General features: G+C 60.6%; 18 protein-coding genes and 5 pseudogenes. 8 read left to right on the plus strand and 15 right to left on the minus strand.

Annotated elements, in window-relative coordinates:
• Positions 1-395: 395 nt before the first annotated feature.
• The 7 genes and pseudogenes from AC3RCM_RS12630 to AC3RCM_RS12660 all read right to left on the minus strand — a co-directional run bounded on the left by AC3RCM_RS12630 (position 396) and on the right by AC3RCM_RS12660 (position 8243).
• Positions 396-2447 carry a TonB-dependent receptor gene (locus AC3RCM_RS12630; protein ID WP_492629647.1) on the minus strand — a complete coding sequence of 684 codons (2052 nt, stop codon included), beginning with the start codon at positions 2445-2447 and terminating at the stop codon, positions 396-398.
• 81 nt (positions 2448-2528) lie between these two features.
• Positions 2529-2936 carry a DUF2946 family protein gene (locus AC3RCM_RS12635; RefSeq protein ID WP_104961606.1) on the minus strand — a complete coding sequence of 136 codons (408 nt, stop codon included), beginning with the start codon at positions 2934-2936 and terminating at the stop codon, positions 2529-2531.
• A 194-nt stretch (positions 2937-3130) separates the two neighbouring features.
• Positions 3131-3307: pseudogene (locus AC3RCM_RS12640) on the minus strand (PepSY domain-containing protein); the annotation flags it as partial.
• A 5-nt stretch (positions 3308-3312) separates the two neighbouring features.
• A complete protein-coding gene (locus tag AC3RCM_RS12645; RefSeq protein ID WP_492629648.1) occupies positions 3313-5466 on the minus strand; it encodes a TonB-dependent receptor in 2154 nt (717 codons plus the stop codon).
• A gap of 71 nt (positions 5467-5537) precedes the next feature.
• Positions 5538-5927, minus strand: coding sequence for a DUF2946 family protein (locus AC3RCM_RS12650; RefSeq protein ID WP_492629649.1), 390 nt, complete (start codon positions 5925-5927; stop codon positions 5538-5540).
• A gap of 128 nt (positions 5928-6055) precedes the next feature.
• On the minus strand, positions 6056-7339 hold the full coding sequence (locus tag AC3RCM_RS12655) for a DUF2254 domain-containing protein (RefSeq protein ID WP_064493484.1): 1284 nt from the start codon (positions 7337-7339) through the stop codon (positions 6056-6058).
• A 31-nt stretch (positions 7340-7370) separates the two neighbouring features.
• Positions 7371-8243: a LysR family transcriptional regulator gene (locus AC3RCM_RS12660; RefSeq protein ID WP_064493485.1), complete on the minus strand. Its 873-nt coding sequence runs from the start codon at positions 8241-8243 to the stop codon at positions 7371-7373.
• Positions 8244-8344: 101 nt separating this feature from the next.
• Here AC3RCM_RS12660 and AC3RCM_RS12665 point away from each other — a divergent pair, with 101 nt between their 5' ends.
• The 3 genes from AC3RCM_RS12665 (at position 8345) to AC3RCM_RS12675 (ending at position 10393) form a co-directional block, all read left to right on the plus strand.
• Positions 8345-8758, plus strand: a complete 414-nt coding sequence (locus AC3RCM_RS12665) for a VOC family protein (RefSeq protein ID WP_064493486.1) — start codon at positions 8345-8347, stop codon at positions 8756-8758.
• 158 nt (positions 8759-8916) lie between these two features.
• Positions 8917-10233 (plus strand): cation:dicarboxylate symporter family transporter, encoded by a 1317-nt coding sequence (locus tag AC3RCM_RS12670; RefSeq protein WP_104887675.1) that lies wholly within the window; start codon positions 8917-8919, stop codon positions 10231-10233.
• A gap of 1 nt (position 10234) precedes the next feature.
• Complete coding sequence (locus tag AC3RCM_RS12675; RefSeq protein WP_492629650.1) at positions 10235-10393, plus strand: hypothetical protein; 159 nt, start codon at positions 10235-10237, stop codon at positions 10391-10393.
• A 42-nt stretch (positions 10394-10435) separates the two neighbouring features.
• On the opposite strand, the gene AC3RCM_RS12680 is transcribed toward AC3RCM_RS12675, so the two are convergent.
• The 6 genes and pseudogenes from AC3RCM_RS12680 to AC3RCM_RS12705 form a co-directional block, all read right to left on the minus strand.
• Positions 10436-11158 (minus strand): DUF4198 domain-containing protein, encoded by a 723-nt coding sequence (locus AC3RCM_RS12680; protein WP_070096055.1) that lies wholly within the window; start codon positions 11156-11158, stop codon positions 10436-10438.
• 14 nt (positions 11159-11172) lie between these two features.
• Positions 11173-13263, minus strand: coding sequence for a TonB-dependent siderophore receptor (locus tag AC3RCM_RS12685; protein ID WP_492629651.1), 2091 nt, complete (start codon positions 13261-13263; stop codon positions 11173-11175).
• A gap of 310 nt (positions 13264-13573) precedes the next feature.
• Positions 13574-14511, minus strand: a pseudogene (folE2, locus tag AC3RCM_RS12690) (GTP cyclohydrolase FolE2).
• Between the two features lie 50 nt (positions 14512-14561).
• Complete coding sequence (locus AC3RCM_RS12695; RefSeq protein WP_447811282.1) at positions 14562-14684, minus strand: hypothetical protein; 123 nt, start codon at positions 14682-14684, stop codon at positions 14562-14564.
• Between the two features lie 56 nt (positions 14685-14740).
• Positions 14741-15394: pseudogene (locus AC3RCM_RS12700) on the minus strand (GTP-binding protein); the annotation flags it as partial.
• Between the two features lie 46 nt (positions 15395-15440).
• Positions 15441-15842, minus strand: a complete 402-nt coding sequence (locus tag AC3RCM_RS12705; RefSeq protein WP_020190656.1) for a Fur family transcriptional regulator — start codon at positions 15840-15842, stop codon at positions 15441-15443.
• A 129-nt stretch (positions 15843-15971) separates the two neighbouring features.
• Between AC3RCM_RS12705 and AC3RCM_RS12710 the strand changes: the two are divergent.
• Positions 15972-17137, plus strand: a pseudogene (locus tag AC3RCM_RS12710) (N-acetylmuramoyl-L-alanine amidase).
• A gap of 52 nt (positions 17138-17189) precedes the next feature.
• On the opposite strand, the gene hemB reads toward AC3RCM_RS12710, so the two are convergent.
• Entirely contained in the window at positions 17190-18200 is a 1011-nt protein-coding gene (gene hemB / locus AC3RCM_RS12715) for a porphobilinogen synthase (RefSeq protein ID WP_492629652.1), read from the minus strand.
• Positions 18201-18205: 5 nt separating this feature from the next.
• The gene (locus AC3RCM_RS12720; protein ID WP_020190661.1) at positions 18206-18640 is read right to left on the minus strand and encodes a DUF4440 domain-containing protein; all 435 of its coding nucleotides are present in this window, start codon (positions 18638-18640) and stop codon (positions 18206-18208) included.
• 97 nt (positions 18641-18737) lie between these two features.
• Between AC3RCM_RS12720 and hisI the strand changes: the two genes are divergently transcribed.
• The 4 genes and pseudogenes from hisI to AC3RCM_RS12740 all read left to right on the plus strand — a co-directional run.
• Entirely contained in the window at positions 18738-19151 is a 414-nt protein-coding gene (gene hisI / locus AC3RCM_RS12725; protein ID WP_064493493.1) for a phosphoribosyl-AMP cyclohydrolase, read from the plus strand.
• Positions 19148-20494: a dihydroorotase gene (locus AC3RCM_RS12730; protein WP_457250514.1), complete on the plus strand. Its 1347-nt coding sequence runs from the start codon at positions 19148-19150 to the stop codon at positions 20492-20494. The genes hisI and AC3RCM_RS12730 overlap by 4 nt, the downstream gene beginning before the upstream one ends.
• A gap of 36 nt (positions 20495-20530) precedes the next feature.
• On the plus strand, positions 20531-20935 hold the full coding sequence (dksA, locus tag AC3RCM_RS12735; protein WP_064493495.1) for an RNA polymerase-binding protein DksA: 405 nt from the start codon (positions 20531-20533) through the stop codon (positions 20933-20935).
• Positions 20936-21300: 365 nt separating this feature from the next.
• Positions 21301-22917 (plus strand): annotated as a pseudogene (locus tag AC3RCM_RS12740) (heavy metal translocating P-type ATPase); the annotation flags it as partial.
• Positions 22918-22970: the final 53 nt, after the last annotated feature.

Consider the following 22970-nt stretch of genomic DNA (forward strand, 5'->3'; position numbering starts at 1 on the left):
GATGAAGGTTTGTCATGGCTGGTGACGCCACTCGTGACCGGTAGCGGATACTGGCACGTTGCTGGCGTCTTGGAAAAGCCTCCTGGCGTTCACATGTGATGCCCTTCGCCATGTTTGATTGCTGGATTCAGAAAGCGTTGCGGTAGGTAGTGGCAGTGCAGAACTGGCTATCACCACGGCTACGGCACCTGCGACGTTTTCCGCATTTCATGTCGTTGCGCGGATCCCTTCCTTGACCGAAGGCCAGTTTTCCCTCGCAAGTTCCGTATCACGAACATAGCCTGTTTTCCCGCAATTCGAAAGCCAATCGATCGCCACGGCCAACAAGTGATCGAGCAAGCCAAGGCAGCTGAGGGTGTTGCCCGAACCACTGGCGCCGACCAACGTGCAGGCTTTCAGAAGTCGAACGTCACGCCGGCATACAGCGCTCGACCGTCACCCGGGGCGTGCAGGGAAGCCTCCGCACCATCCGGGTCGTACCACACGTACTCATAGTAGCGGTTGGTGAGGTTCTTCAACTGCAGGTCGACACTCATCGCTTCGGTGACCTTGTACGTCGCGCCAAGGTTCGTGAGTACGTAACCGCCATACCGGCCCTGGGTATTCTCGCGTTCCAGGTAGTAGTGGGTCTGGCCATTCATCCAGGCCGTCAATTGCAGGGCAGGGGTGGCCTGGTAGCTGATGCCGGTGTTCCACAGGTGATGCGGCACGTGGTCGATTTCCTTGCCTTTGCTGGCTGGCAAGGCACTGCTGGGCTCAAGGATTTTCGAGTACTGCCAGGAATACGACATCCACATCTCGGTGCGTGCGTCCGGGTGCAGGTTAACCTGCAGGTCATAGCCCCAGCGGCGTGTCTCGCCGACGTTGTCCGACTCGCCGCTGGGGTCGTTCAGACGGCGGCTGACCTCGCCCGTGGCGTCCTGGCGCCAATAGGCGAAGCGGCCATCGACCCAACCGGCTGGCGTGAACTTGACACCGGTTTCCCAGCCTTCGTTGATCGACGGAGAAAGGTCTTCGTTGCGCGGTGGTACTTTGTAGGCGGCCGCGCCCGTACCCACCTGGAACGTTCTGCCCCAATTGGCATAGACGCTGGCGACCTTCCAGGGTGAATAGACCACGCTGAGCTTGGGCTGTTTGATCAGGCCGTAGTCGTTGATGTCGTAATCCTGGCCGGTCATCTCGTTGGTGAAGTCACCGCTGATCCTGTCCACACGGTACGCCGGGACAATCGTCAGCGATTCGACCGGTTCGATCTCCGCCTGCACATAGGCCCCCACGGTGTTGAAGTCGTAACGCTGGTCGCGGGTTTGCGTCTGCCGCACGCGGTTGAGCGTGCGGTAACGTTCGCTGCGGTTTTCCTGCTTCTGGATATCGCTGCCGCCTTCCAGGGCGAAGGCATGCAGCCAGTCGACCTGCGGGCGCCAGGTGAGCGAGGTAATGGCGCCGTACTGGGTTTCGTACGTGTCGCGTTCCTGCTGCGAACTGCTGCTCCAGTACTGGGTCCAGCGCCGGTCGTCAAAGGTGTTGACGTAGGTCCTGGCGGACCAGGACAGGGTCTGCGCCAGTTCGGTATCGAAATGCAGGCTGACCTGGTTCATCCGCCGCGTGCCCTTGTCCGTGGCGTTGTAGTCGTTGCTCATGCGCGGGTGGTGGCGGGCGTTGTCCTCGGTGAGGTAGCCGGCCTCCTGCGCTTCGGACTCGTAATGGCGGGCGATCAGGCCCACGCGGTAGTTGCCATCGTCCGGGGTGTAGAACCATTTACCGCCGAAGCTGTAGCGTTCGGTGTCGGCATGGTCGCGGTAGCCGTCGACCTGCTGGCGGGCGAAGAAGTAGTTCCGCGTCCAGTTACTGGTCTCGATGCCCTTGGCCAGTTGCACCTCGCGGGTGTTGAAGCTGCCATAACGCATGCGCGCTTTGTTGTAGTTGCCGCCGGTACGGGTATTGATGTTGACGTTGCCCGCAATGTTGTTCAGGCCATAGCGCGGGTCGCTGGTGCCGCGCACCACCTCGATGCTGTCGATGTCCATGGGGAACACCGAGTCGATGAAGGGCATGTTGCCGTCATTGGTGTTGCTGGGAATGCCGTCGATCAACAGTTTCACGGCGTTGATTTCGCCTTCGCCATTGAAACCGCGGAACGACAGCTTGCCGGAGGTGGTGCCTTGGTTGAACTCGGTGAGCATCACCCCCGGTGCCCGGCGGAACAGCTCCCAGCTGTAGGCAACTGGCATCTTCTCGAGGATGTCACCGCCCAGAATATCCACCGAACTGAGCACGCTGGTTGTGGCCAGGGGGCCGCTGTCGGTGCCGGTTACATTGACCGCGCCGAGGGTGAGTACCGAGTTTTCGGCAGGCAGTGTCTCAGCGATGGCAAGTGACAGTGGGTTGAGGCCGAACAAGGCGAGCACGGGCAGTACGGCGCGTGCGGTACAACGGAACGCAGGCATGGGTGGTTTCCTGGCAAAAACGGTCGGGCAAGGTCAGGCGTCGTGCAGCGCACGCCATGACCACAAGACAGCAGCGACGGTTTAGGCCAGGGGTGAGGCGCGGGGATTCAGCCGAGGCCACTGTTCTCGTGGCAGCGGCAAGGCATGACGGTCTCCCAGTAGAAGGTCGGCCGGCCAGTAGCGGGGGAACAGATGGCGGTAGTAATCACCGCCTGCCAAGGCATGGCCGGCATGGCCACAACAGCAGTCACCACTCTGGTGCTTGGGTTCAGGGGAGTGGTCGAGTTGCGGCAGGTCTGCCTTGAGCTGGGTCAACAGTGACTTGGGCAGGCTCTGGGCACCGTGAAGGCTGCAGAAGCTGCCAAATATCAACGACTGGCTGTCGATGCGGGGTGCCTGCAAGGCACGGTCGAGCGGCATCGCCAGCAGGTTGAACAGCAGGGCGAAGCAGGCGAACAGACAAAGTTGTGCACGTGCACGTGAAAGCATGAGTCACTCGACCGAACGTGGCGCGAATTAAGCCGCATCCGTTGCGGGCTGTATACGTTGCGTGGCATGCCATTTTGTCGCAGGTGCACCACGCTGAGGGCTCAATGACTGCGCATGCTGGCGGCCACCCTGAACACCCGCATCAGCCAGGCGAACAGGCGCAGCGCCTTCAGCGGCTGTTGCGCCCAATGCTCGGGCAACTCGGCGCAGCACCCCGCCGGCAAAGCCGGCAGGTGGGCCAGGCGCTCGGCCGGTGTCAGCTTGGGGTAGCCGACGTACAGCATGACAACCCCGGAGACGAACCACAGCGCCATGAACAGGCAGGCGACGATGCCCAGCCAGCGGTGCCACAGGTACAGCTGGCGCTTCACGCTCATCAGTAGCGCCACTGCACAGCGACTTCCAGGCTGCGCGGTTCACCCAGGTAGTATTGGGTGTTGGTCTGGTGGATGAAGCGGGCATACACCTCGTCGGTGAGGTTCCGCAGGCGCGCGCTGACTTGCACGTGCTTATCCAGGTCGTGGGTCATGGACAGCCCGTAGACGGTGTACGACGGTACCCATGCGGTGTTGGCAGTGTTGGCGTACACCGATGAGACATAGCGGGCATCGGCCCCGACCTGCCAGCCGGGCGCCAGGTCGTAGGTCAACCAGAGGTTGGCCACGCGGTCGGGGATGTTGACCGGGTTCTTGCCCTTGCGCGAGTACACCACGCCGCCGATGGTCTCGTTGAATTCATCGTATTCGGCATTTACCCAACTGAAGTTGCCCGCCGCCAGCAGCTTGGGCGTGACCTTGAACGAGGCTGCCAGCTCGATGCCAGTGGAGGTCTGCTGGCCCGCCTGCTCGGTGGTGTTGGGCACGGTCGAGGAGGGCACGGAGATATCCTTGCGCACGATGCGATACGCCGCTGCCGTGGCCGAGCCGCGACTGTCGAGGAAGTCGAACTTGCTGCCTACTTCGACCTGACGGCCGGTGCTCAGGTCGAAGTCGCCGACCTGGCTGATCGAGGCGCTGGTCAGGGTACCGCCTGGTGGTTCGGCCGAGGTGCTGTATTGGGTGTACAGGCTGACGTTGGAGGTCAGGTCATAGACCAGCCCCAGGCGACCGGTGATGGCGTCCCAGCGTCGGTCCAGCCTGGCTCGCGCCACATGGTCGACCACGTCGAAGTCGATATGGTCGTAGCGCAACGCGGTTATCAACGACAGTTGATCGGTCAGGCGGGTACGGTTCTCGACGAAGGCCGAGGTGGTGTCGGTGGTGGTGGTTCTGCCCTTGGTCATGGGCGCGTCCATACCGGGGATATCGAGGAAGTGCCCGGGTTCGAAGCCGTTCGGGTCAACCGTGTCGAACGCCCCCTTGGACAGCGGGTAGTTGGTTTGCTGGTTGGTGCTGTAGTCCATGCCGAACGCCCAGTCGCTGGCAAGGCCGAACAACTGGCCCTGATGGGTCAGCTCGAGCCTGTCGCCGTTGACCTCCTGGTCGTGCCGCTGGCGATAGCCGCCCGAGCGAGCGATGACGCTGTTGTCGGCGTTGTAGCGATACACCTCGAGATTGCGGTAATCGCGCTGGCCGTTGTAGTGGTAGAAGGTGTTACGCAGTTGGGTGTTGTCATCGAAGCGATAGTCGGTGATCGAGCGCAGCCACCGGGTGCGCTGCTCGTAGCGACCGTCTTCGACATTGTAGTTGTTGAAACGGTTGTGCTTGTCGATGTGCAAGGTACCGACCAATGGCTGCAATACCGGTGTGCCCCAGTAGGGGCTGTCCTCTTGCTCTTCCAGGTATTCGATGGCCAGCGTGTGCGAGAGCTGATCGTTGATGTCGCTAAGCAGCGAGAAGGCCAGGTTGCCGGCCCCATTCTCCTGCCGATCGATATAGCCGTTGGTGCTGGTGCGGCTGTAGTCGAGGCGGGCATAGTGGCGCGGGCCGTCGCCCGTGTTCAGCGCCTTGTTGAAGGCGACCGACGTTTCCATGGTGTCGTAGCGTGCATAACTGACGCGCCCTTCGAAGGTGTCTTCGTCACGGCTTGCCAGCCGGGTGATGAAATTGAGGCTGCCACCGACAGCGCCGCTGCCGTTGAGGAAGGAGGAGGGCCCGCCGAGCAATTCGACGCGGTCGTAGATCCAGGCGCCCACCGGGCGCGCCGCGCCGCCATACTGCAAGTTGATGCCATTGAACAACTGACTGATCTGGGCACCGTTGAACCCTCGGTACGACACATATCCCCCCCAGCCGGGCGGAGCCGAGGCGTTAACCCCGGGCAGTGCATTGGCGGCGTCCTGGAAGTTACGTGCGCCGATGCGCTCCATGGTCTTGCGGTCGGCAACGCTGATGGAAGCGGGGTTCTCCCTGGCGCTGAGGTTCAGCCGCGAGCCGCTTTCGACGGGGCGATCAAGGTCAAGGCTGGTTGCCTCCTTGGGTTGATTGGCTGTGGCCGTGACATTGCTGGCCGGCAGGGTCAGGGTGTCATCCTGCGCCCAGGCACAGGTTGCGCTGCCAACGAGCAGCGCCAAAGTGGTCATGCGGAACATGCAAGGCTTCCTGGCTGAAATCGGTGAGCACACGCCCGCTGCCGATCAGGCGGCACGGGGACGTGGCGATGTCAGAACGCGAGAAGCGAAGCAGGAGAGGCGCGGGGATTGACCAGTGGCCAACGATGCTTGGGCAGGCGTGGCGGAGGTTGGTTGGGTAAGGGGCTGCCCGGCTCGCCGGCGAGCAGGGTCAGCAGGCCGAAAAATACGGCCAGCAGTGTGGCGCTGAACAGGCTGGCGATCACACAGTCACCGCCGGCAGGCAGGGTCGGATCGCTGAAGTCTTGCTCACCTTGGACCATGCCGCTGCTGTCGGCCGTGCACCAGGCGGCATCATCTATGCCAGCCAGGTGCAACCCGGCCATTTGACCATGGCCCATGGCGCACAGCAACGAGCCGAACAGGACGCTGAAATACAGCACCCAGGCGACATGTGATCGTGTGTGGTGGGCCAGCTTCATGGCAGAACTCGGCGCGAAAACTGAATGATCAGGTTGGGAGGTTGGCGAGGGATTCTACATCTTCTGATGCATCTGAATAGTGTGATTTTTCAAGCACGAATATTCAATCGGGTACAGGCGCACGAGACCTATTGAACACCGATGAGTTCGGCAGCAAGCGCGCGGAGTTCGTCCTTGTCCTGTTGAAGTACAAGCCCACTGCCCGCGTGTGCAAGCAAGCGCGTGGCATGCCGGCTGCAGGCGGGTTGAAATGCGCGGGGATTGATGCGCGCCAGGCTGACCAGGGCTTTGATCAAACGCAGATTGACCTCTTGCAAAGCCGCGCCGTCCCGGCTGATCGGCGCAAAAAAATCGTCAAACAGGTCATCCGCCAGCAGTGCACGAACATAGACCTGCGGGCATTTGTTATCCGTGCTCTGCGCCACGGGATGCAGTTTCCCCCAACACGTCAGGCAGCGAATGCCGCGGCCAATGATGTCGATGGCTGTACCGGGATCATTTACTGCTGGAGAAAGCGCTCGCGAGGCGATCTCTGACAACACCGAAAGCCCGAAGCGCGGGTCATGCTCGAACGTTCTCCTGAGGCCGATGGTCACGGCAGCGAGCATCTCGATGTCCAGCGCGCCATTGTCATCGAGCGGCTCGCCATCCACGGCCAAGGCCCGTGCCACCACCATACCCTCATGTACAAAGGTGCCAGGCAGGACTTCGAGGAAAATTCGAATCTCGGTGCGCGTTGCAATCTTGCTCAACGTGAGGACATCGATGTGCTGGACATAGCCGGTCTGGCGGCTTTTCACTTCATGGGTTACCCCAGGAAACTTGAGGTCAGGCGGGTAGGCTGCAGCGCCCAGAAACGGGTGTTCAACACGCTGCTCGATGGCTTTGATCACAGCTTTTTCGACACGGTCGATCGTCTCGCCTACGCGCCCTAGTTTGGAGAGGTGATCAATCCAGCGCAGCAAGGTGTAGATGATCAGGACCACCACTGCAATCGTCACGGTGAAAAGCACTACACGACCTTGTGTACCGTAGGCTCCGGTGCTCAGTGCAATGATGCCGACGAGGCTGAAGAGAAAGGACCCGATGAAGGTCGCCAGAGCGTTCTGGGTCGTGGCGTCCTCCATGACCAACGAAGTGGCGCGCGGGGTTACGCCACTGCTGGCGGCACTGTAGGCCGAGACCATTGTACTGAGCGAAAACGTCGTGACGGCAAGCATGCTCGAGGCGATGATGCCCAATATCTTGTCAACGGCATCTGCACCGATACGTGCAGGCAAGCTGACCGGCACTGCATCCTTGAACACCATGGCCAGTAGCGCGGTAACCACCCCCAACAGGGAGAAAAGCGTTGCTCTGAACCAGAGACGCTTGGCAATTCGCGTAGCCAACCAACGCCAGCGAGCTATCATGAACACCTCCTGTTGCCGAGAGTGTAGGCCCTTATGGGGAGCTGCAGTTATTCATAAGCTGTACCTTCAATACCTCCACCGCCTTGGGCCTTCTGGGGTTGGCCTTGTGAAGCAGGACTACCTGGCGCATGTAGCTGTCAGCGTCCGACACTGGCGTTGCCTGTACGTCGTCAGTCTTCAATCCCGCCCAGAGTGGGACAACAGACACCCCCATGCCTTTGGCGACCATGATGTAGATAGCATCCAGCGCATCCAGATTACAGAGGACATCGGGCTGCAGGTCATTGTCATTCAAGTACTGCTGGGCAATCTGCCCACCCCAGGCATGTGAGTCATATCGAATCAGGTTTCGACCAAGAATCGTCGAGCGGATGTCGCGCTTGTCAACGGGGTCTTTGGTCAAAAGCATCAGGGGTTCTTCTCGAAGAACCTGTATACGAATGCTTTTGGGGACGCTGAAGGGCGGACATACCATGACTCCCGCATCGAGCTCTCCGCAGGCTACTTGTTCGTAAAGACTGCGCGAGTCCCCTGGCGTGATGCGTAGCCTTAGTTGCGGGGCAATGCTTGATAGCTGATTCATGGCCTCTGGCAATATGCCTGTCAACGCTGTAGAGATCGCACCGATCTTGAGATACCCCGACAGGCTACTGGTGTCCAGATCCTCTTTCAGCTCTGCTGCCCCCTGGATCAGATCTCGAATTTTCGGCAGCAACGACAGGCATTTCTCGGTAGGTTCGACAGCATGTGCGCTTCGGTTCAGGAGTTCGCACGCCAGCGATTTCTCGAGGGCTTGTATACGCTGGCTGACTGCAGGTGCTGTCAGGTTTTCCCGTCGAGCCGCCGCTGCAATCGAGCCAGTCTCTATCACTGCCATCAGGCTTTCGAGAAATCGAGTGTCCAAAACATTTCCTTTCGCTGAGAGATGGAAAAATGCGCTTTAGCACTTGCGCGAGGCTACGCTAACCTCCCCGAAAGTTCTATCAGAAACCAAAGAGGGTAGTTATGAAATCGTTATTTCATGTTTCATACCATGTTACAGATCTCGAAGCATCTCGTAACTTCTACGGTAACATTCTCGGCTGCAAAGAAGGCCGCACGAGTGACACTTATTTGGATTACGATTTCTTCGGTCACCAGATTTCACTTCACAAAGGTGTTCCTTTTCCAACTACCCGTACCGGTAAAGTCGGCGACCATGAAGTGTTGATGCCGCATATCGGCTTGGTGCTGCATCTGGATGACTGGTTCGCGATGGCAGACCGCCTGGCGCTTCATGGTGTGCAGTTCGACATACCGCCGGTTGTACGATTCCCGGGCCAACCTGGGGAGCAGCGAACGATGTTTTTCCTGGACCCCAGTGGCAACCCGATCGAGATCAAAGGGTTCAAGGACTTTGAAGGTGTATTTGCCACCTGATTGGCAAAAACGTCCGGGACGCGCCTCCCGCTTTGTCTGCGTGAGATAAGAGGCGTGTATCGATGAGTGGCCACTCAATAAAAATAACAAGCTCCAACGATGTGTTTGGCATTTTTGCCGGCCAATGTACAGTCCAAATTATAATAACTGGAGGACGTATGGCGAAGACTAGTCTGGTGACTAGAATTATTGCAGGTCTTGTGCTCGGGGTTGTAGTGGGGGCACTTCTAAATTTCTTTCCCGAGTACAAAGCCTGGATAATCAGCAGCTTTTTGCAACCCGTCGGCGATATTTTCATCAAGATGATGAAGATGATTGTCATACCTCTTGTATTCGCGTGCATGGTCGGCGCGATCGCAGGCAATGGTGATAGCAAGGCGATAGGGCGGGTGGGGGTGAAAGCCTTGTTCTACTTCTTTGTCGTGACCAGCATCGCAATTGTGTGCGGCCTGTTGGTTGGCAATCTTGCGCAGCCAGGCGTAGGTGCCAACTTGACGACCCTGGCAAACACCCAATCGCTCTCGCTTCCCTCTACCTCGGAGAGCACAGGTTTTGCTCAAGTCATCCTCAATATCATCCCGGACAATATCGTCGGTGCAATGGCGCAAGGAAAGCTGCTGCCTGTCCTGTTCTTCTCGGTCATGTTCGGCTTTGGGCTAAGTGCTCTGGACAAAGAGAAGAAAATGCCGTTGATCGCGGTAGTCAATGCCATTTCCGCGACGATGTTCAAGGTGACGCATATCGTGATGCACTACTCACCCATCGGGATCTTTGGCCTGATCGGCGTGACGGTCGCCAACTTCGGGCTTTCCGCGTTGCTGCCTCTGGCAAAACTGATTGCCGTCACCTACGTCGCGGTCATTCTGTTCGGCGTGGTCGTGCTGGGCGGCATCGCGAAGGTTGCCGGGATCAACATCTTCGACCTGATCAAGGCGATCAAGGATGAGTTGATCCTGGCGTTCAGTACTGCCGCCTCGGCGACTGTCATGCCCCAGCTGATTGAAAAGGTCGAGGCCTACGGTGCGCCGCGTTCGATTGCTACGTTGGTGATTCCTACGGGTTATTCCTTCAATCTGGATGGCGCATCGCTGTTCGTGGGCATCGGCACGCTGTTCATCGCGCAGCTGTATGAAATTCCCCTGAGCTTGGCTGACCAGGCGATGCTGATCATCATCATGGTGCTGACCTCCAAGGGCGCAGCCGGCGTCCCGGGGGCCATGTTCGTGATCTTGACCGCTACGCTGACCAGTGCCGGTCTGCCTGTGGAAGGTATTGCATTCATCGCCGGAGTCTATCGCTTGATGGACATGCCGATCACGGCGCTGAATGTCTTGGGCAACGCACTGGCGCCTCTGGTTGTGGCGAAGTGGGAGAACCAATACCGGATGCCTGCTGCCCCGGTGGTAGCGCCCGGGGAGCGCCCGCAAGTGTTGACCTGTTCGATTAGCGCTGGGGGCTCGGCAAAAACGACCTAGTGTGTTCATCGACATGATCGCCCTGCATGTGATGCAAGTGCCCATCATGCAGGTAATCGACATGCCCATCGAGTTCGATTGCCGTGTGGCCGCAGCCGGGCTTGTGCCAATGGTCATGGTGCGGATGCTGGTTGCAGGCACTCATTCCGAACGTCTATAGCTGCCATACCTCGGCCGACACGGCCGAGGTAGGTCGCTTATGTTACTCATGGTGCGGCTCACCCAGGAACGTCAGTGAACTGAACAGACTCTGCTGGGCCACGGGGCTGCCGTCTGCCATTGGCAGGGTAGCCTGGGCCGCGATGATGTTGAGTCCTTCATTGCGTACGGTAATACGTGCCCGGCCTTGCTTGTCGGTGGTGGCGCTGACCTGGTGAGGGGCGCCTCGGTAATCGCCCTGCAGCGGGATATCAGCAGCCGGTTTGCCATCGAGCAGTACCAGCACTTCCAGCGTCTTGCCTGGCCCGACTTGCAGAGGGTCGCTCAGGGGAACGATCGCCAAACGCAGCATGTCCAGTTTCGGCAGGCGAGCACCGCTCTGGTAGATCGCCAGGCTGTATTTCAAGCTGTGGGTGGAGGCGATCGCATCCTTGACGTGGGTGCGATCCTGATTGACCCATTGCTTGTCCGGGCGCTGCGACCAAGGCCCGTTGTCCAGCAGCACGGCAAGTGCCGCAGGCGGGGTAAGTGGTTGCAGCACGGCATGATCCGCCAGGCGCTCGACCGTGACCGGGACCATGTTCCCGGTCGCGTCGAACGCCCAGGCGCGCTTGATCTTTTCCGCCTTGTAGGCGTTATCCTCGGCGCCGTGGCCGTACACGGCCTCGATATTGCCACGTCGCTCCTCGGTCCACAGGCCGTGGGCGCCTGCGTTGACGCTGACCATCAGGGTCAACAGGGATGCGACTTTCAACGATGGATGCATGATGGTTCCTCGGTTCAAAGGCTAAGGGTCAGGCTGACACTGAAGTTGCGTGGCTCCCCGGGCAGCACCCAAGCGCTGTTGTACGAGCGTTCGTAGTACTTGCGGTCGAACAGGTTGTTGAGGTTAAGGCCGACGGTGACCTGTTCGCTGGCCTTGTAGTGCGCCAGCAGGTCGACCGTGCTGTAGGCGTCCAGGGTGAAGTCGCTGCCGGCCTGGCCGGAGCGTTCGCCGACGTAGTTCACCGCTGCGCCCACATCCGAACCGCGCAGGGCCCCGTCCTGGAATTCGTACACGCCCATCAGGCTGCCGCTGTTACGGGCGATACCGAGCAAGTCGCTGCCTTTGGGCAGGGCTGCGTCGCCCTTGGTGACCTCGGCGTCGATGTAGGCGTAGGCGCCGATCACTCGCAACGCGTCGGTCAGCTGGCCGCTGAACTGCAGGTCCAGGCCTTGGCTGCGCGCTTCGCCCGCCGCCACGCTCTCGCCAAGGGCGTCGGTGGTGATGACGTTCTCCTTGTCGATATGGAACAGGGCGATGGTCGCGCCCAGGCGGCTGTCGAGGACGTCGAGTTTGACCCCGGTCTCGTAACCCAAGCCCTTTTCAGGCTTGTACACCTGGCCCTGGGTGCCGATGGTGTTGGGTTTGAACGAAGTGGATGCGTTGGCGAACACGCCGACTTGCGGGGTCAGTTGGTACAACACCCCGATGCGCGGTGTGGCAACGTCCTTTTCCTGGCTGTTGCTGAGACCCGCGGTGCGGTTCTGCGAGGTCTGCTCGAAGCGCTCCAGGCGTACGCCCAGCAACCCGCGCAGGCGCTCGGTGAAAGCGATCTGGTCTTGCAGGTTGATCGCGTAGCTTTCAGTGTGCTCGAAGAAGTCGTTGGCACGGGTGATGGCTGGCTTCGGCTTGCCGTATACCGGGTTGTAGATATCCAGCCCATACGCTGCGGAGGTGGCGCTTTGCGGGTACTTCTGGCTGTTGCGGTAGTTTTCGTACTCCAGCCCGACCAGAGTCTGATGCTGCCAGCCACCCAACTCGAACTGCCCGTGCAGCTCGGCCTGGGTGATGCTGTCGTTCCATTCGAAGTCGCGTTCGCGATAGAAGCGCGTGATGGTGGTGCCCACCAGGGCCTGGGGCTCGGAGCTGTTGCCCTTGAGCGTGCCCTGGGTGTAGTGGTTGGCCAGGCGCACCTTCCAGTTGTCGTTGAGCACGTGTTCCAGCGCCACGTCGAGGGTCTGGTTGTCGTTGCGGATATCGCCGTCATTCGGCTCGCCAAGGAAGGTCGAGCGCTTGACCGACCCCATTTCGCCGTTGACCGCCGGAATGCCGCGATCGAACACCGACTCGGTGCGGGAGAACTCGGTGTCGATCATCAGTCGGGTGTCGGGTGACAGTTGCCAGCTCAGGGAGGGGCTGACGATACGGCGCTCGCTGCCGACATGATCGCGGAAGCTGTCGTTGTCTTCGACGGCGAGGTTGATCCGGCCCAGCAGATTCCCTTCGCTGTCCAGCGGCGAGTTGGCGTCCAGGGCGGTGCGGTAGCGGTCCCAGCTGCCTGCGCTGAGGGTGAGGGTACTGAAGGCTTCGGCCTGGGGGCGCTTGGTGACGATGTTGACCAGTCCGCCAGGGTCGCCACGGCCGTACAGGCTGGCAGCCGGGCCTTTGAGCACTTCGATACGCTCGATGTTGGAGGTGTCCGGCGAGCTGTAGCTGCCGCGGTTGATGGCGAAACCGTTCTTGTACAGCTCGCCCGTGGTGAAGCCGCGCACACTGTAGTTGAGGAAAGTCAGGCCGCCGAAGTTGTTCTGCCGCGACACGCCGCCAGCAAAGTCCAGGGCGCGGTCGATGCGGGTGGTGTTGAGGTCCTTGATCACCTGCGCGGGCACGACGTCGATACTCTGCGGCGTGTCGCGGATGTCGGTATCGGTGCGGGTGGCCGTGGCAGAGCGGTTGGCACGATAGCCTTGCACCGGCCCGTCGGCGCGCTCTTCGAGGTAGGCATCGGTGATGGAGGTTTCGTTCAGCAGCAAGGGTTGTGCCGCTGAAATCGGCTGGCCGAACAAGCCCAGCGTCAGGCCGGCCAGAAGGGGGGCACCAGGGTTCACGTAAAGTCTCCGTTTTTCACGCTATAACGTTGCATTGTTGGATACGTCCTGACTTGGGCACTGTCCACGAGCTCGAAGGGGATCACAACGGATACACCATCAGGCTCCACGGTGTAGGCTGTGCAGGCTGCACTCGATGCCAACATCGATGCCGCGCCCTGCTTCGGGCGGTGCTGCATCACAGATGACAAGAAACCCTTGCGAGTAGAGCGGCCCGCCTTGCGTCAGACCTGACAAATGAATCCTGATGAGGAAATGTTCATGTGTTGGGATGCGCATGTTATTAGATGTAATAACGTAACACCAGTGGTTAGCGTTCATTACCGGTTGCAAATGATTCTTGTTGGTCAGGCGCAGATGCCTGCGGGGCGGACCAGGCCGAAGCATCGTGCGGCTTTCCAGGTGGCGAACGTGCACTTGGCTATCGCGGTAACCGTGCAGGCTTGCCTGAATACGCCGCGCAGCGTCTTCGACGAACATCAGGTTCTGCCCGTTGAGTGCTGCGAAAGCCTGTTCGTCAGCCCGTTTTACGGCGGTCTGAACCGGCGTGCGCAAGGCGCCTTCGACGTGGTCGATCAGGGCCAGTAACCCGAGATCCGGGGCATCGGCAGGTACCGTGACGCGCACTCGAGCTTCGCTGCGTTGGCTATGTGGCGTCGCCAGCGACGCGTTGCTGCGCAGCCACTGCGCGACGGCGCTGGCTTCGAGCAGTGGCTGGTCCTTGAAGGTTCGCAGGAAGCCGTCCTCAATCAACTGCCGGGAGAGAGCGGCCGAGCACGGGCAGGTCGAGGAGTAGCCGATCCTGACCTCGATACTCAGGTTCAGCGCCCCGCCGACCTTCGTCGCGAGCACGTGAACCGGGTACGACTTCCAGCCAGAGAGGCCCTCGGTCACCAGTGCAGGGCGGCGAACCAGCAAGTCGAAATCCAGGCGCAGCCTGGCATTGCGGCTTTCGCAATCCTGATGGCTGTCGATCATCTCCTGCAACAGCGCAAAGAGGCTTGCCGGCGACACCGCCGCAGCCTGCCCCCAGGCGTCCAGCAGGCGATACAGCCTGGACATGTGAATGCCTTTGACATGCGGTACCGGCAGGTCGACCTGGACATCCGCCCGGGCGTGCAGCTCACGCTGGTAGGTCGGTTCTTGGATCCTTACCGGCAGGTCGATACCCTGCATGCCGACCCATTGCAGCGGGCTGAGGCTGGGGGCCAGGTCGGTGACGGAAACGTCGGGTAATGCTGAGCTCATCATGTATATCCAGTGGTGGGAGCCTTGCACGTGGCAGCAAGGCGTTTGAATCAGTTCCAGCCGGGGAAGGGGTTGGTCAGCTTCATCCAGCCTTCCGGTCCCTGGGCCATTTCCTCATCGGTCAGCAGGCAGGCATCGAAACGCGCCCGCAGCGCTGCCTCGTCCATTTCCATACCGATCAGCACCAGCTCCTGGCGGGCATCGCCAACGTCCTCGTGCCATTTCGACCTTTCGCCCTTGGATTGAGGGTATTGAGGATGGCCATCAGGCGATCGCGCTCTTCGCCACTGATCAGGTCGGTCTTGTTCAGTACGATGACGTCGCAGAACTCGATTTGCTCGATCAGCAGGTCGACCACGGTGCGCACGTCTTCCTCGCCCAGCGATTCACCGCGTGCCTGCAGGCTGTCGCGCGAGCTGTAGTCGCGCAGGAAATTGAAGGCATCGACCACGGTGACCATGGTGTCGAGGCGTGCCACTTCGCTGAGGCTGCGGCCATCCTCGCCTTCGAAGGTGAAGGTTTCCGCCACCGGCAGTGGCTCGGAGATGCCCGTCGATTCGATGACCAATTGGTCGAAACGACCCTCTTTGGCTAGACGGTCCACTTCGAGCAGGAGGTCTTCGCGCAAGGTGCAGCAAATACAGCCATTGCTCATCTCCACCAGCTTTTCGTCGGTGCGTGACAGCTCGGCGCCACCCTCGCGTATCAGTGCGGCATCGATGTTCACATCGCTCATGTCGTTGACGATCACCGCGACTCGCCGGCCTTCGCGGTTGCTCAGAATATGGTTGAGCAGGGTAGTCTTGCCGGCTCCCAGGAAGCCGGAAAGTACAGTGACGGGCAGCCGCGCGGCTTCGTTGGTATGGGGGACAGGGGGGCTCATCGGGAGGCCTCATGATAAAGGGTGGTGCGCATGCGTGCGGCTCTGCTCAGTCCTCGCCTGCATCACGGCGAGTACAGGCGGCGCATTTACCGTGCAGCTCGATGACCGAGCTGCACAGCGAAAACACGTTCTGTTTCATCCAGTGCCCCAGGGCCTGGTTCAGGTGCGGTACGTTGAACTCATCGACATGGCCGCAGCTGTCGCAGATGGCGAACGCTCTGAAACCTGCTTCGCACTGGCTTGGGCAGGTGCAGCTGACATAAGCGTTCAAAGACTCCAGCCGATGAATCAACCCTTGCTCGGCCAAGTGGCCCAGCGCGCGGTAGATCTGCGTCGGCGCCCTGACACCTTCATTGCGCAGGCTGTCCAGAATGGCGTAGGCACTGAGCGGCTTGTCGGCTTGCTGAAGCGCCGTCAGGACACGTTGCTGATTGCTGGTCAGTTGCATGCAGGTCTCCTTCCGTTGGCGGGCAGTCTTCATTTTGTTCTGGATTTGGGATGTTATAAGGTAACAATAATAAAATGGCTAGCGAAATTGCCCGAGGCTTCGCTGGTTCGCAGGTCAATGGGAGTCCATATGGATCGTCGACGAGTGCTGAAACTACTGCTTGCATGCCTGGCATTGCCGCTGCCTCTTGCGGCACAAGCCGGGCAGGCGGTTAAACGGGTTTGGGTGAGCCGGTCGGGCAGCGTCACCAAGGTGTCGCTGGAGCTTACCGGGCCGGTGGCGGCGAAGCATTTCAGCCTCGCGGCGCCACCGCGGTTGGTTCTTGATCTTCCTCAGGCCAGTCTGCAGGCGTCACTGAACGATCTTGCCCTGGAAGGCACTGCCGTCACAGCCGTACGCAGTGGCATCACCGCGTCCGGTGACTTGCGTATCGTGCTGGACCTGGCCGACTCGGCAGTGGCGGCGAAGTCCGCTCGCTCAACACCAGGCCGCATGGCCTGGAGTTGGTACTCACTGGGCCACCGGTGGGCGTTGCGCCGGAAGTTGCCAAGCCCTTGGCGCGACAGCGCGACCTGTTGATCGTGGTCGATGCCGGGCATGGCGGCAAAGACCCCGGTGCAGTAGGGCCCAAGGGCGAGCAGGAAAAGCACGTTGCGTTACAGATCGCCAAGTTGCTGGCCAAGCGCATCGATGCACAGAAAGGCTACAAGGCACGCTTGGTGCGCAGTGACGATGTGTTCATTCCGCTGCGCAAGCGCGCCGAACTCGGTCAGCGGCTGAACGCGGACTTGTTCGTGTCGGTACATGCCGATGCTGCACCGCGACTCACGGCGTCTGGGGCATCGGTGTTCGCCTTGTCGCAAGGGGGCGCGACGTCGTCGATGGCGCGCTGGATGGCGCAGCGGGAAAACGATGCAGACAGGGCCGGCGGGGGATTGCCGATCAAGCTGCGTGAGCGCGACCCCATGGTCGCCAGCGTGCTGCTGGACATGTCGCTGAACTCGACGATCGCCACAAGCCTGGATCTCGGGCATCAGGTGCTCTCGCAGCTTGGGCAGGTGTCGGGCCTGCATCAAGCGCGGGTGGAACAGGCAGGTTTCGCCGCGCTCAAGTCGGCGGCAGTACCCTCGATCCTGGTCGAGACCGGTTTCATTTCCAATGCCGGAGATTGCCGGCGGTTGCATGATGCCCGTCATCAGCGCAAGGTCGCGGAGGCGATATTCGCCGGGCTGGACAGCTACTTCCGCCAGAAACCACCGGCTGGCAGCCTGATCGCGGCCAAGAGAGAGGCGTGAGCAACGCTGCGTGTCCTTGCGCTTGAGCGCGGTGTCCTCTCGAAAAGGCCACTCAACCCTGTTTAAGCCGCGTGGCGGCCTCCAGAGCGAAGTAAGTCAGGATGCCGTTGCACCCCGCACGTTTGAACGCCATCAACGCCTCCAGGATAACCGTGTGCGGATCCAGCCAGCCCTGATTGATCGCTGCCTTGAGCATCGAGTATTCACCGCTGACCTGGTAGGCGAATGTCGGCACGGCAAAGGTTGCCTTGACCCTTTGAATGATGTCCAGATAAGGCATGCCGGGCTTGACCATCACCATGTCGGCGCCTTCTTGCAGGTCCAGCGCTACTTCGCGCAGGGCTTCGTCGCTGTTGGCCGGGTCCATCTGGTACGTGCGCTTGTCGCCTTTGAGCGCGGCCGCCGAACCCAGCGCGTCGCGGAACGGGCCGTAGAAGCCGGACGCGTACTTGGCGGCGTAGGACATCAGACGCACATCGCTGAACCCGGCCAGGTCCAGCGCGGACCTGAGCGCGCCGATGCGCCCGTCCATCATGTCCGAAGGTGCCAAGGTGTCGATGCCGGCCTGGGCCTGGACCACGGCTTGGGCCGCCAGTACCTGCAAGGTCTCGTCATTGGCCACGCGGCCTTGGCGCAGCACGCCGTCGTGGCCATGGTCGGTGTAGGGGTCCAGTGCGACGTCGCCGATCAAGCCAAGGTTGGGGAACGTGGCCTTGAGCAACCTGGCGGCGCGGCAGATCAGGTTGTCCGCGTCGAGGGCGTGGGTGCCCTCACTGTCTTTGCGCTGCACTGGAGTGGCGGGAAACAGGGCAATGGCCGGAATGCCCAGTTCGACCGCCCGGCCTACGTGATCCGGCAGTTCGGCCAGGCTGACGCGTACCTGGCCCGGCATGGCGGTGATCGCCTCGCGTGTACCTGAGCCTTCCTTGAGAAAAACCGGCCAGATCAGGTCATCGCGAGACAGGCTGTTTTCAGCGACCAGACGACGCGTCCATTCGTCAGCGCGATTACGGCGCAAACGCGTGGCCGGGAACGCGCCCGTTGAGTTCGCGAAGTGGGTCATGCCTCTCATGCCTCGATGGAGGAATGGTGGCCAGTGATCAACCACTGCTGGTCGATCCGCTCGAAGGTGAACAGGAAGCGCGCTGGCACTACCCGCTGCTCGCCGTCCTCACGAAAGACGAAGGTGTACTGGCCTCCGACGACCACGGTGCCCAGCTTGCGGCTGACGCGCTTCTTGAACAACTGGATGTCACAGACCAGCCCGTCGTTAGCGAGGAAATTCTCGAAATAGTTGCGACGGCTGTCGTCGCAGTCACGCACTTGGTTGGACAGGGTCGGAACCAGGATCGCATCAGGTGCGTACAACGCCAGCACCTGATCCACATCACGTGTGGCCACGGTCGCGGCCCAACGGTAGAGCGCCGCTTTGGCACCTGCCAGGCAGGCCAGTTCGGTGTCGGCGTAGGTTTCGATGGTCGGGTTCGGGCATGTTTCGGTCATGGCGTCTCTCCTGCGCAAGTGGAAAAGATGAACAGTAGCGGCGTAATCTGCTAAGTTGTAATTGTTATAACATAACATTTGCCACAGGTTGCAAATCATGTTCCTTACCCTTGAGCAGGCACAGGCGGGAAGCCGCTTCGCCTTGACCGATGTGCTTGGCCACATACCCTGGAACCCCCAGGGGCTGATCCCCGCCATCACCCAGCAGCATGACAGCGGCGAAGTCCTGATGCTGGCCTGGATGAACGAAAAGGCGCTGCTGGAAACCCTCGAGACCCGGCGGGCATGCTACTGGTCACGTAGCCGTGGATGCCTGTGGCGCAAAGGCGAAAGCTCGGGGCATGTCCAGCATGTACACGACGTGCGGCTGGACTGCGATGGCGACGCGCTGTTGTTGCTGGTGGATCAGGCAGGTGTCGCCTGCCACACAGGGCGTCGCAGCTGTTTCTACAACGCGATCCAGGGTGATCAAGTGGTGGTGACGGGCAACCCCGCCGAGGTGGGCGTATGAGTCAAGTCATCATTCGCAACGCCCGCCTGGTCAATGAAGGTGCCATACAGGAGGCCGATGTACTGGTCGCCCATGGCCGTATCGAGAAAATCGGCCGCAGCATCGCGGGCGTCAATGCGCCGCTCGAAATCGATGCCCGGGGCCAATGGTTGCTCCCCGGCATGATCGACGACCAGGTTCATTTTCGTGAGCCTGGCGCTGCGCACAAGGGCACCATGGCCAGTGAGTCGCGCGCAGCAGTGGCGGGCGGTATCACCAGCTTCATGGACATGCCCAACACCAACCCGGCCACGCTGGATCTTGCCGCCCTGCACGACAAGAAAGCCCGCGCCGCCACCACCTCGGTTGCCAACTACGGTTTTCATTTTGGCGTGAGCAAGGACAACCTCGATACCGTGGCGGCCCTCGACCCACGTGAGGTGGCGGGAGTGAAGGTGTTCATGGGCGCCTCCACCGGCGACATGCTGGTGGACGACCCCAGGGTGCTGGAACGGCTGTTCGCCAGCGTGCCGACCATCCTCCTGGCGCACTGCGAGCACACCCCGTCGATCCTGGCCAACGAAGCGCGCATACGTGAGCGCTACGGCGATTTCATTCCGCCGGCCATGCACCCGATCATTCGGGATGCCGATGCCTGCCTGCGCTCTTCGAGCCTGGCGGTGCAGCTTGCCAAGCAGTTCGGCACACGGTTGCATGTGCTGCACCTGACCACCGCCCAAGAGCTGAAGTTGTTCCAGCCTGGGCCTTTGCAGGGCAAGCAGATCACCGCCGAAGTGTGCGCGCACCATCTGCTGTTCGATGACCGTGACTATGCCCGCTTGGGCCACCTGATCAAATGCAACCCTGCCATCAAAACCCGGGAAGACCGGGACGCACTGCGTCAGGCTCTGCTGTGCGACCGCATCGACGTCATCGGTACCGATCACGCACCCCACACCTTGGCGGAAAAACAACGCCCTTATGCCTCGGCGCCATCAGGTTTGCCGTTGGTACAGCATGCACTTCCGGCGCTCTTCGAGCTTGTGGAGGAGGGCGTGCTGACAGTTGCCCAACTGGTGCGCAAGACCAGCCACGCCGTCGCGGATCTGTTCGCCATTTCGGAACGCGGTTACCTGCGTGAGGGCTACTGGGCGGACATGACGCTGATCGAGCGTCTGCCCGAGCCCCGCGCTGTCAGCCTCGACCCGGTTCTGGCGCACTGTCAGTGGACGCCGTTCGTGCACCATCGTTTTCATCACCGAGTGGCCACGACACTGGTCTCCGGGCAACTGGCCTGGCATGAAGGCCGGCTGGTCGAGGGCTGCCAAGGCTTGCCGCTGGCGTTCAACGCACGACGCGGTTGACCGCCATTTCTTTTCATTGACCTGAGCGCACCTGCAATGACCGAACAAGAGCTACTATCCCAACCCGAAGACGCCTACATGGACGCTGCTCAGCAAAGGTTCTTCCGTGAGCTGCTGCTTGCCCAGCGCAATGAGCTTCAGCAACGCATCGCTGAAGAATTCGAAGCGATCCGCGACTTCGAGCCTACCAGTGATCCCTCCGATATCGGCACGGCGGAGGAGCATCGTCAATGGCAATTGAGGCTGCTGGAGCGGGAGAAAAAACTGCTGGACAAGATCGACGAGGCCTTGGAACGCGTTGCCCGTGGCGAGTATGGCTGGTGTAAGGAAACTGGCGAACCGATTGGTCTCAAGCGGTTGCTGCTCAGGCCAACCGCCACCCTGTGCGTGGAGGCCAAAGAACGCCAGGAGCGCAATGAGCGGCACATGCGCGACGATTGAGGGTGCAAATCGCCACCATAGGGTTCATCAGCACGTAGCCACAGTAGATGCCCCCGGGTATGCTCGCGTTCGAGGTAACGTTGTTTTGCCCATTCGCCCAGGGCCTACGTATCACGCTGAACACCAGTTTTTATCCCGATACCTAATGGGAGGGGACGCCCTGTCCCAGGAGCGACTCAATAGCTCAGCCGTTATCAGCCACGCCGCTCCTGGTGCTGGACGAACAGATTTTTTACATCTGTTGTTATAACGTTACCGAATATGTCGCAAATGGCAAGAGGACGAACCAGTAGGAGTCAGGGCTGAACACCCCGACCAATCCTTGCAGTGTCAATAGCAGCGTGGCGATTGCTAGCGCCACGTACGTCATGATTTTCGGTCATGTCCTGGAGGAGCGTAGCGTGCTCGGCTCGCAAGAAGCGATTGCGGCACTTGGGCAGCTGGCCCGTAGTCGTGCACGTCTTATCAATGCCGATGGGCAGGTTCATGAGGTCGATAACGCAAGCCTCAACCCTGGCGACCAAGTCGAAGTCCGTGCCGGTGACCGGGTACCAGCCGATGGACGCATTATTGAAGGCCAGGCCAGCCTGGACACCGCGCCCATCACGGGGGAGTCCATTCCCCAGGAGGTGACGACCGGGATGGATATCCATGGAGGGTCGATCAATCTGGATGGCTTGCTGCGGGTGGAGATTACGCGTGTTGGCGATGATTCTACCTTGGGCAAGGTCATCGCCCTGATGCAGCGCGCCGAACAAGCCAAGCCGCCCATCACACGCTTGCTCGAACGACACGCCGGGCGTTATCTGGTACTGGTGCTACTGATTGCCGCCGCGACCTGGTTCGTTACCAAGGATGCCCAGGCCATGTTGGCCGTTCTGGTCGCCGCCTGTCCGTGTGCATTGGTTCTGTCGGCACCGGCGACAGCGGTGGCAGGCATTGCCGTCGCCGCTCGGCACGGTATCCTGATTCGAGGGTCTGCCTTCCTCGAGGAACTCGCCGACTTGTCTTCGCTGGTGATCGACAAGACCGGCACACTGACCTACGGCAAACTGCGTCTGCGCAGCGTGGTTGGCCTATCGAGTACGTTGTCGCAGGCCGATATCATCAACCTCGCCGCAAGTCTCGGTGCGGCCAGTAGCCATCCGGTCAGCCGTGCTCTGGCGGCATTGGTACCGCATGACCACCATTTGCCGCTACTGGATGTCCATGAACGCCAAGGCTTTGGCGTTGTGGCGCACACAGCCGAGGGAAAAGCTGCGTTGGGGCGACCGGAGCTTTTCGATGAGTTGGGCATGACGGTGCCTCCAGTTCCTGAACATGATGGCCCAATCGCGGGCTTGGCGCAGAATGGGCAATTTCTGGGTTGGCTGTTGCTGGCCGACAACGTGCGCGCAGAGTCTGCCGAGGCCATGCAGCAATTGCGTGAACTAGGCCTGGAGCGTCAGTTGCTGCTGAGCGGTGATCGCACCCGTGTGGCTGAATCCATCGCTGCACAGGTCGGTATCACTCGCGTGGTGTCCGAAGCATTGCCAGAAGAGAAGTTGCGCCAGGTCAACCATGAGCTTCAGGTTGGCTTCCGCCCCTTGGTGGTGGGTGATGGCATCAATGACGCGCTGGCGCTCAAGGCGGGTGTCGTGGGGGTGGCGATGGGGGCGGGCGGTGCTGATATCGCGCTGGCCGCAGCGGATATCGTGCTGATCAACGGTGATCTGCGGCGCTTGGGCACCTGCATCCGTCTCAGCCGTCTTTGCCGTCGCACGCTCCAGGTGAACGTGCTGATCGGCTTGGGCTGGACCTTGGCTATCGTGGGGGCAGCAGCTTTCGGTTTATTGGGAGCGGCGGGGGCGATGGTCGCAGCGCTGTTGCACAATTTCAGTACATTGCTGGTGCTCAGCAACTCCGGGCGCTTGTTACGTTATGACGAACGGGATGTGGAGAAGAGGGAAATGTCAGCATATCGTGCTGGCATCCAACGCTGACGCCTATAACGCAGGCATGCAGGTGGGGGCTCCCCCCGCCTGTCACAGCGCCG

This window comes from Pseudomonas sp. GW823-FHT05G12, from assembly GCF_058795575.1.

Excerpts from the sequence above, each read along its gene's own strand:
- AC3RCM_RS12630 (WP_492629647.1), bottom strand. The coding sequence starts at position 2,447 with ATGCCTGCGTTCCGTTGTACCGCACGCGCCGTACTGCCCGTGCTCGCC.
- AC3RCM_RS12635 (WP_104961606.1), bottom strand. The coding sequence starts at position 2,936 with ATGCTTTCACGTGCACGTGCACAACTTTGTCTGTTCGCCTGCTTCGCC.
- AC3RCM_RS12645 (WP_492629648.1), bottom strand. The coding sequence starts at position 5,466 with ATGTTCCGCATGACCACTTTGGCGCTGCTCGTTGGCAGCGCAACCTGT.
- AC3RCM_RS12650 (WP_492629649.1), bottom strand. The coding sequence starts at position 5,927 with ATGAAGCTGGCCCACCACACACGATCACATGTCGCCTGGGTGCTGTAT.
- AC3RCM_RS12655 (WP_064493484.1), bottom strand. The coding sequence starts at position 7,339 with ATGATAGCTCGCTGGCGTTGGTTGGCTACGCGAATTGCCAAGCGTCTC.
- AC3RCM_RS12665 (WP_064493486.1), top strand. The coding sequence starts at position 8,345 with ATGAAATCGTTATTTCATGTTTCATACCATGTTACAGATCTCGAAGCA.
- AC3RCM_RS12670 (WP_104887675.1), top strand. The coding sequence starts at position 8,917 with ATGGCGAAGACTAGTCTGGTGACTAGAATTATTGCAGGTCTTGTGCTC.
- AC3RCM_RS12680 (WP_070096055.1), bottom strand. The coding sequence starts at position 11,158 with ATGCATCCATCGTTGAAAGTCGCATCCCTGTTGACCCTGATGGTCAGC.
- AC3RCM_RS12695 (WP_447811282.1), bottom strand. The coding sequence starts at position 14,684 with ATGGAAATGGACGAGGCAGCGCTGCGGGCGCGTTTCGATGCCTGCCTG.
- AC3RCM_RS12705 (WP_020190656.1), bottom strand. The coding sequence starts at position 15,842 with ATGCAACTGACCAGCAATCAGCAACGTGTCCTGACGGCGCTTCAGCAA.
- hemB (WP_492629652.1), bottom strand. The coding sequence starts at position 18,200 with ATGACCCACTTCGCGAACTCAACGGGCGCGTTCCCGGCCACGCGTTTG.
- AC3RCM_RS12720 (WP_020190661.1), bottom strand. The coding sequence starts at position 18,640 with ATGACCGAAACATGCCCGAACCCGACCATCGAAACCTACGCCGACACC.
- hisI (WP_064493493.1), top strand. The coding sequence starts at position 18,738 with ATGTTCCTTACCCTTGAGCAGGCACAGGCGGGAAGCCGCTTCGCCTTG.
- AC3RCM_RS12730 (WP_457250514.1), top strand. The coding sequence starts at position 19,148 with ATGAGTCAAGTCATCATTCGCAACGCCCGCCTGGTCAATGAAGGTGCC.
- dksA (WP_064493495.1), top strand. The coding sequence starts at position 20,531 with ATGACCGAACAAGAGCTACTATCCCAACCCGAAGACGCCTACATGGAC.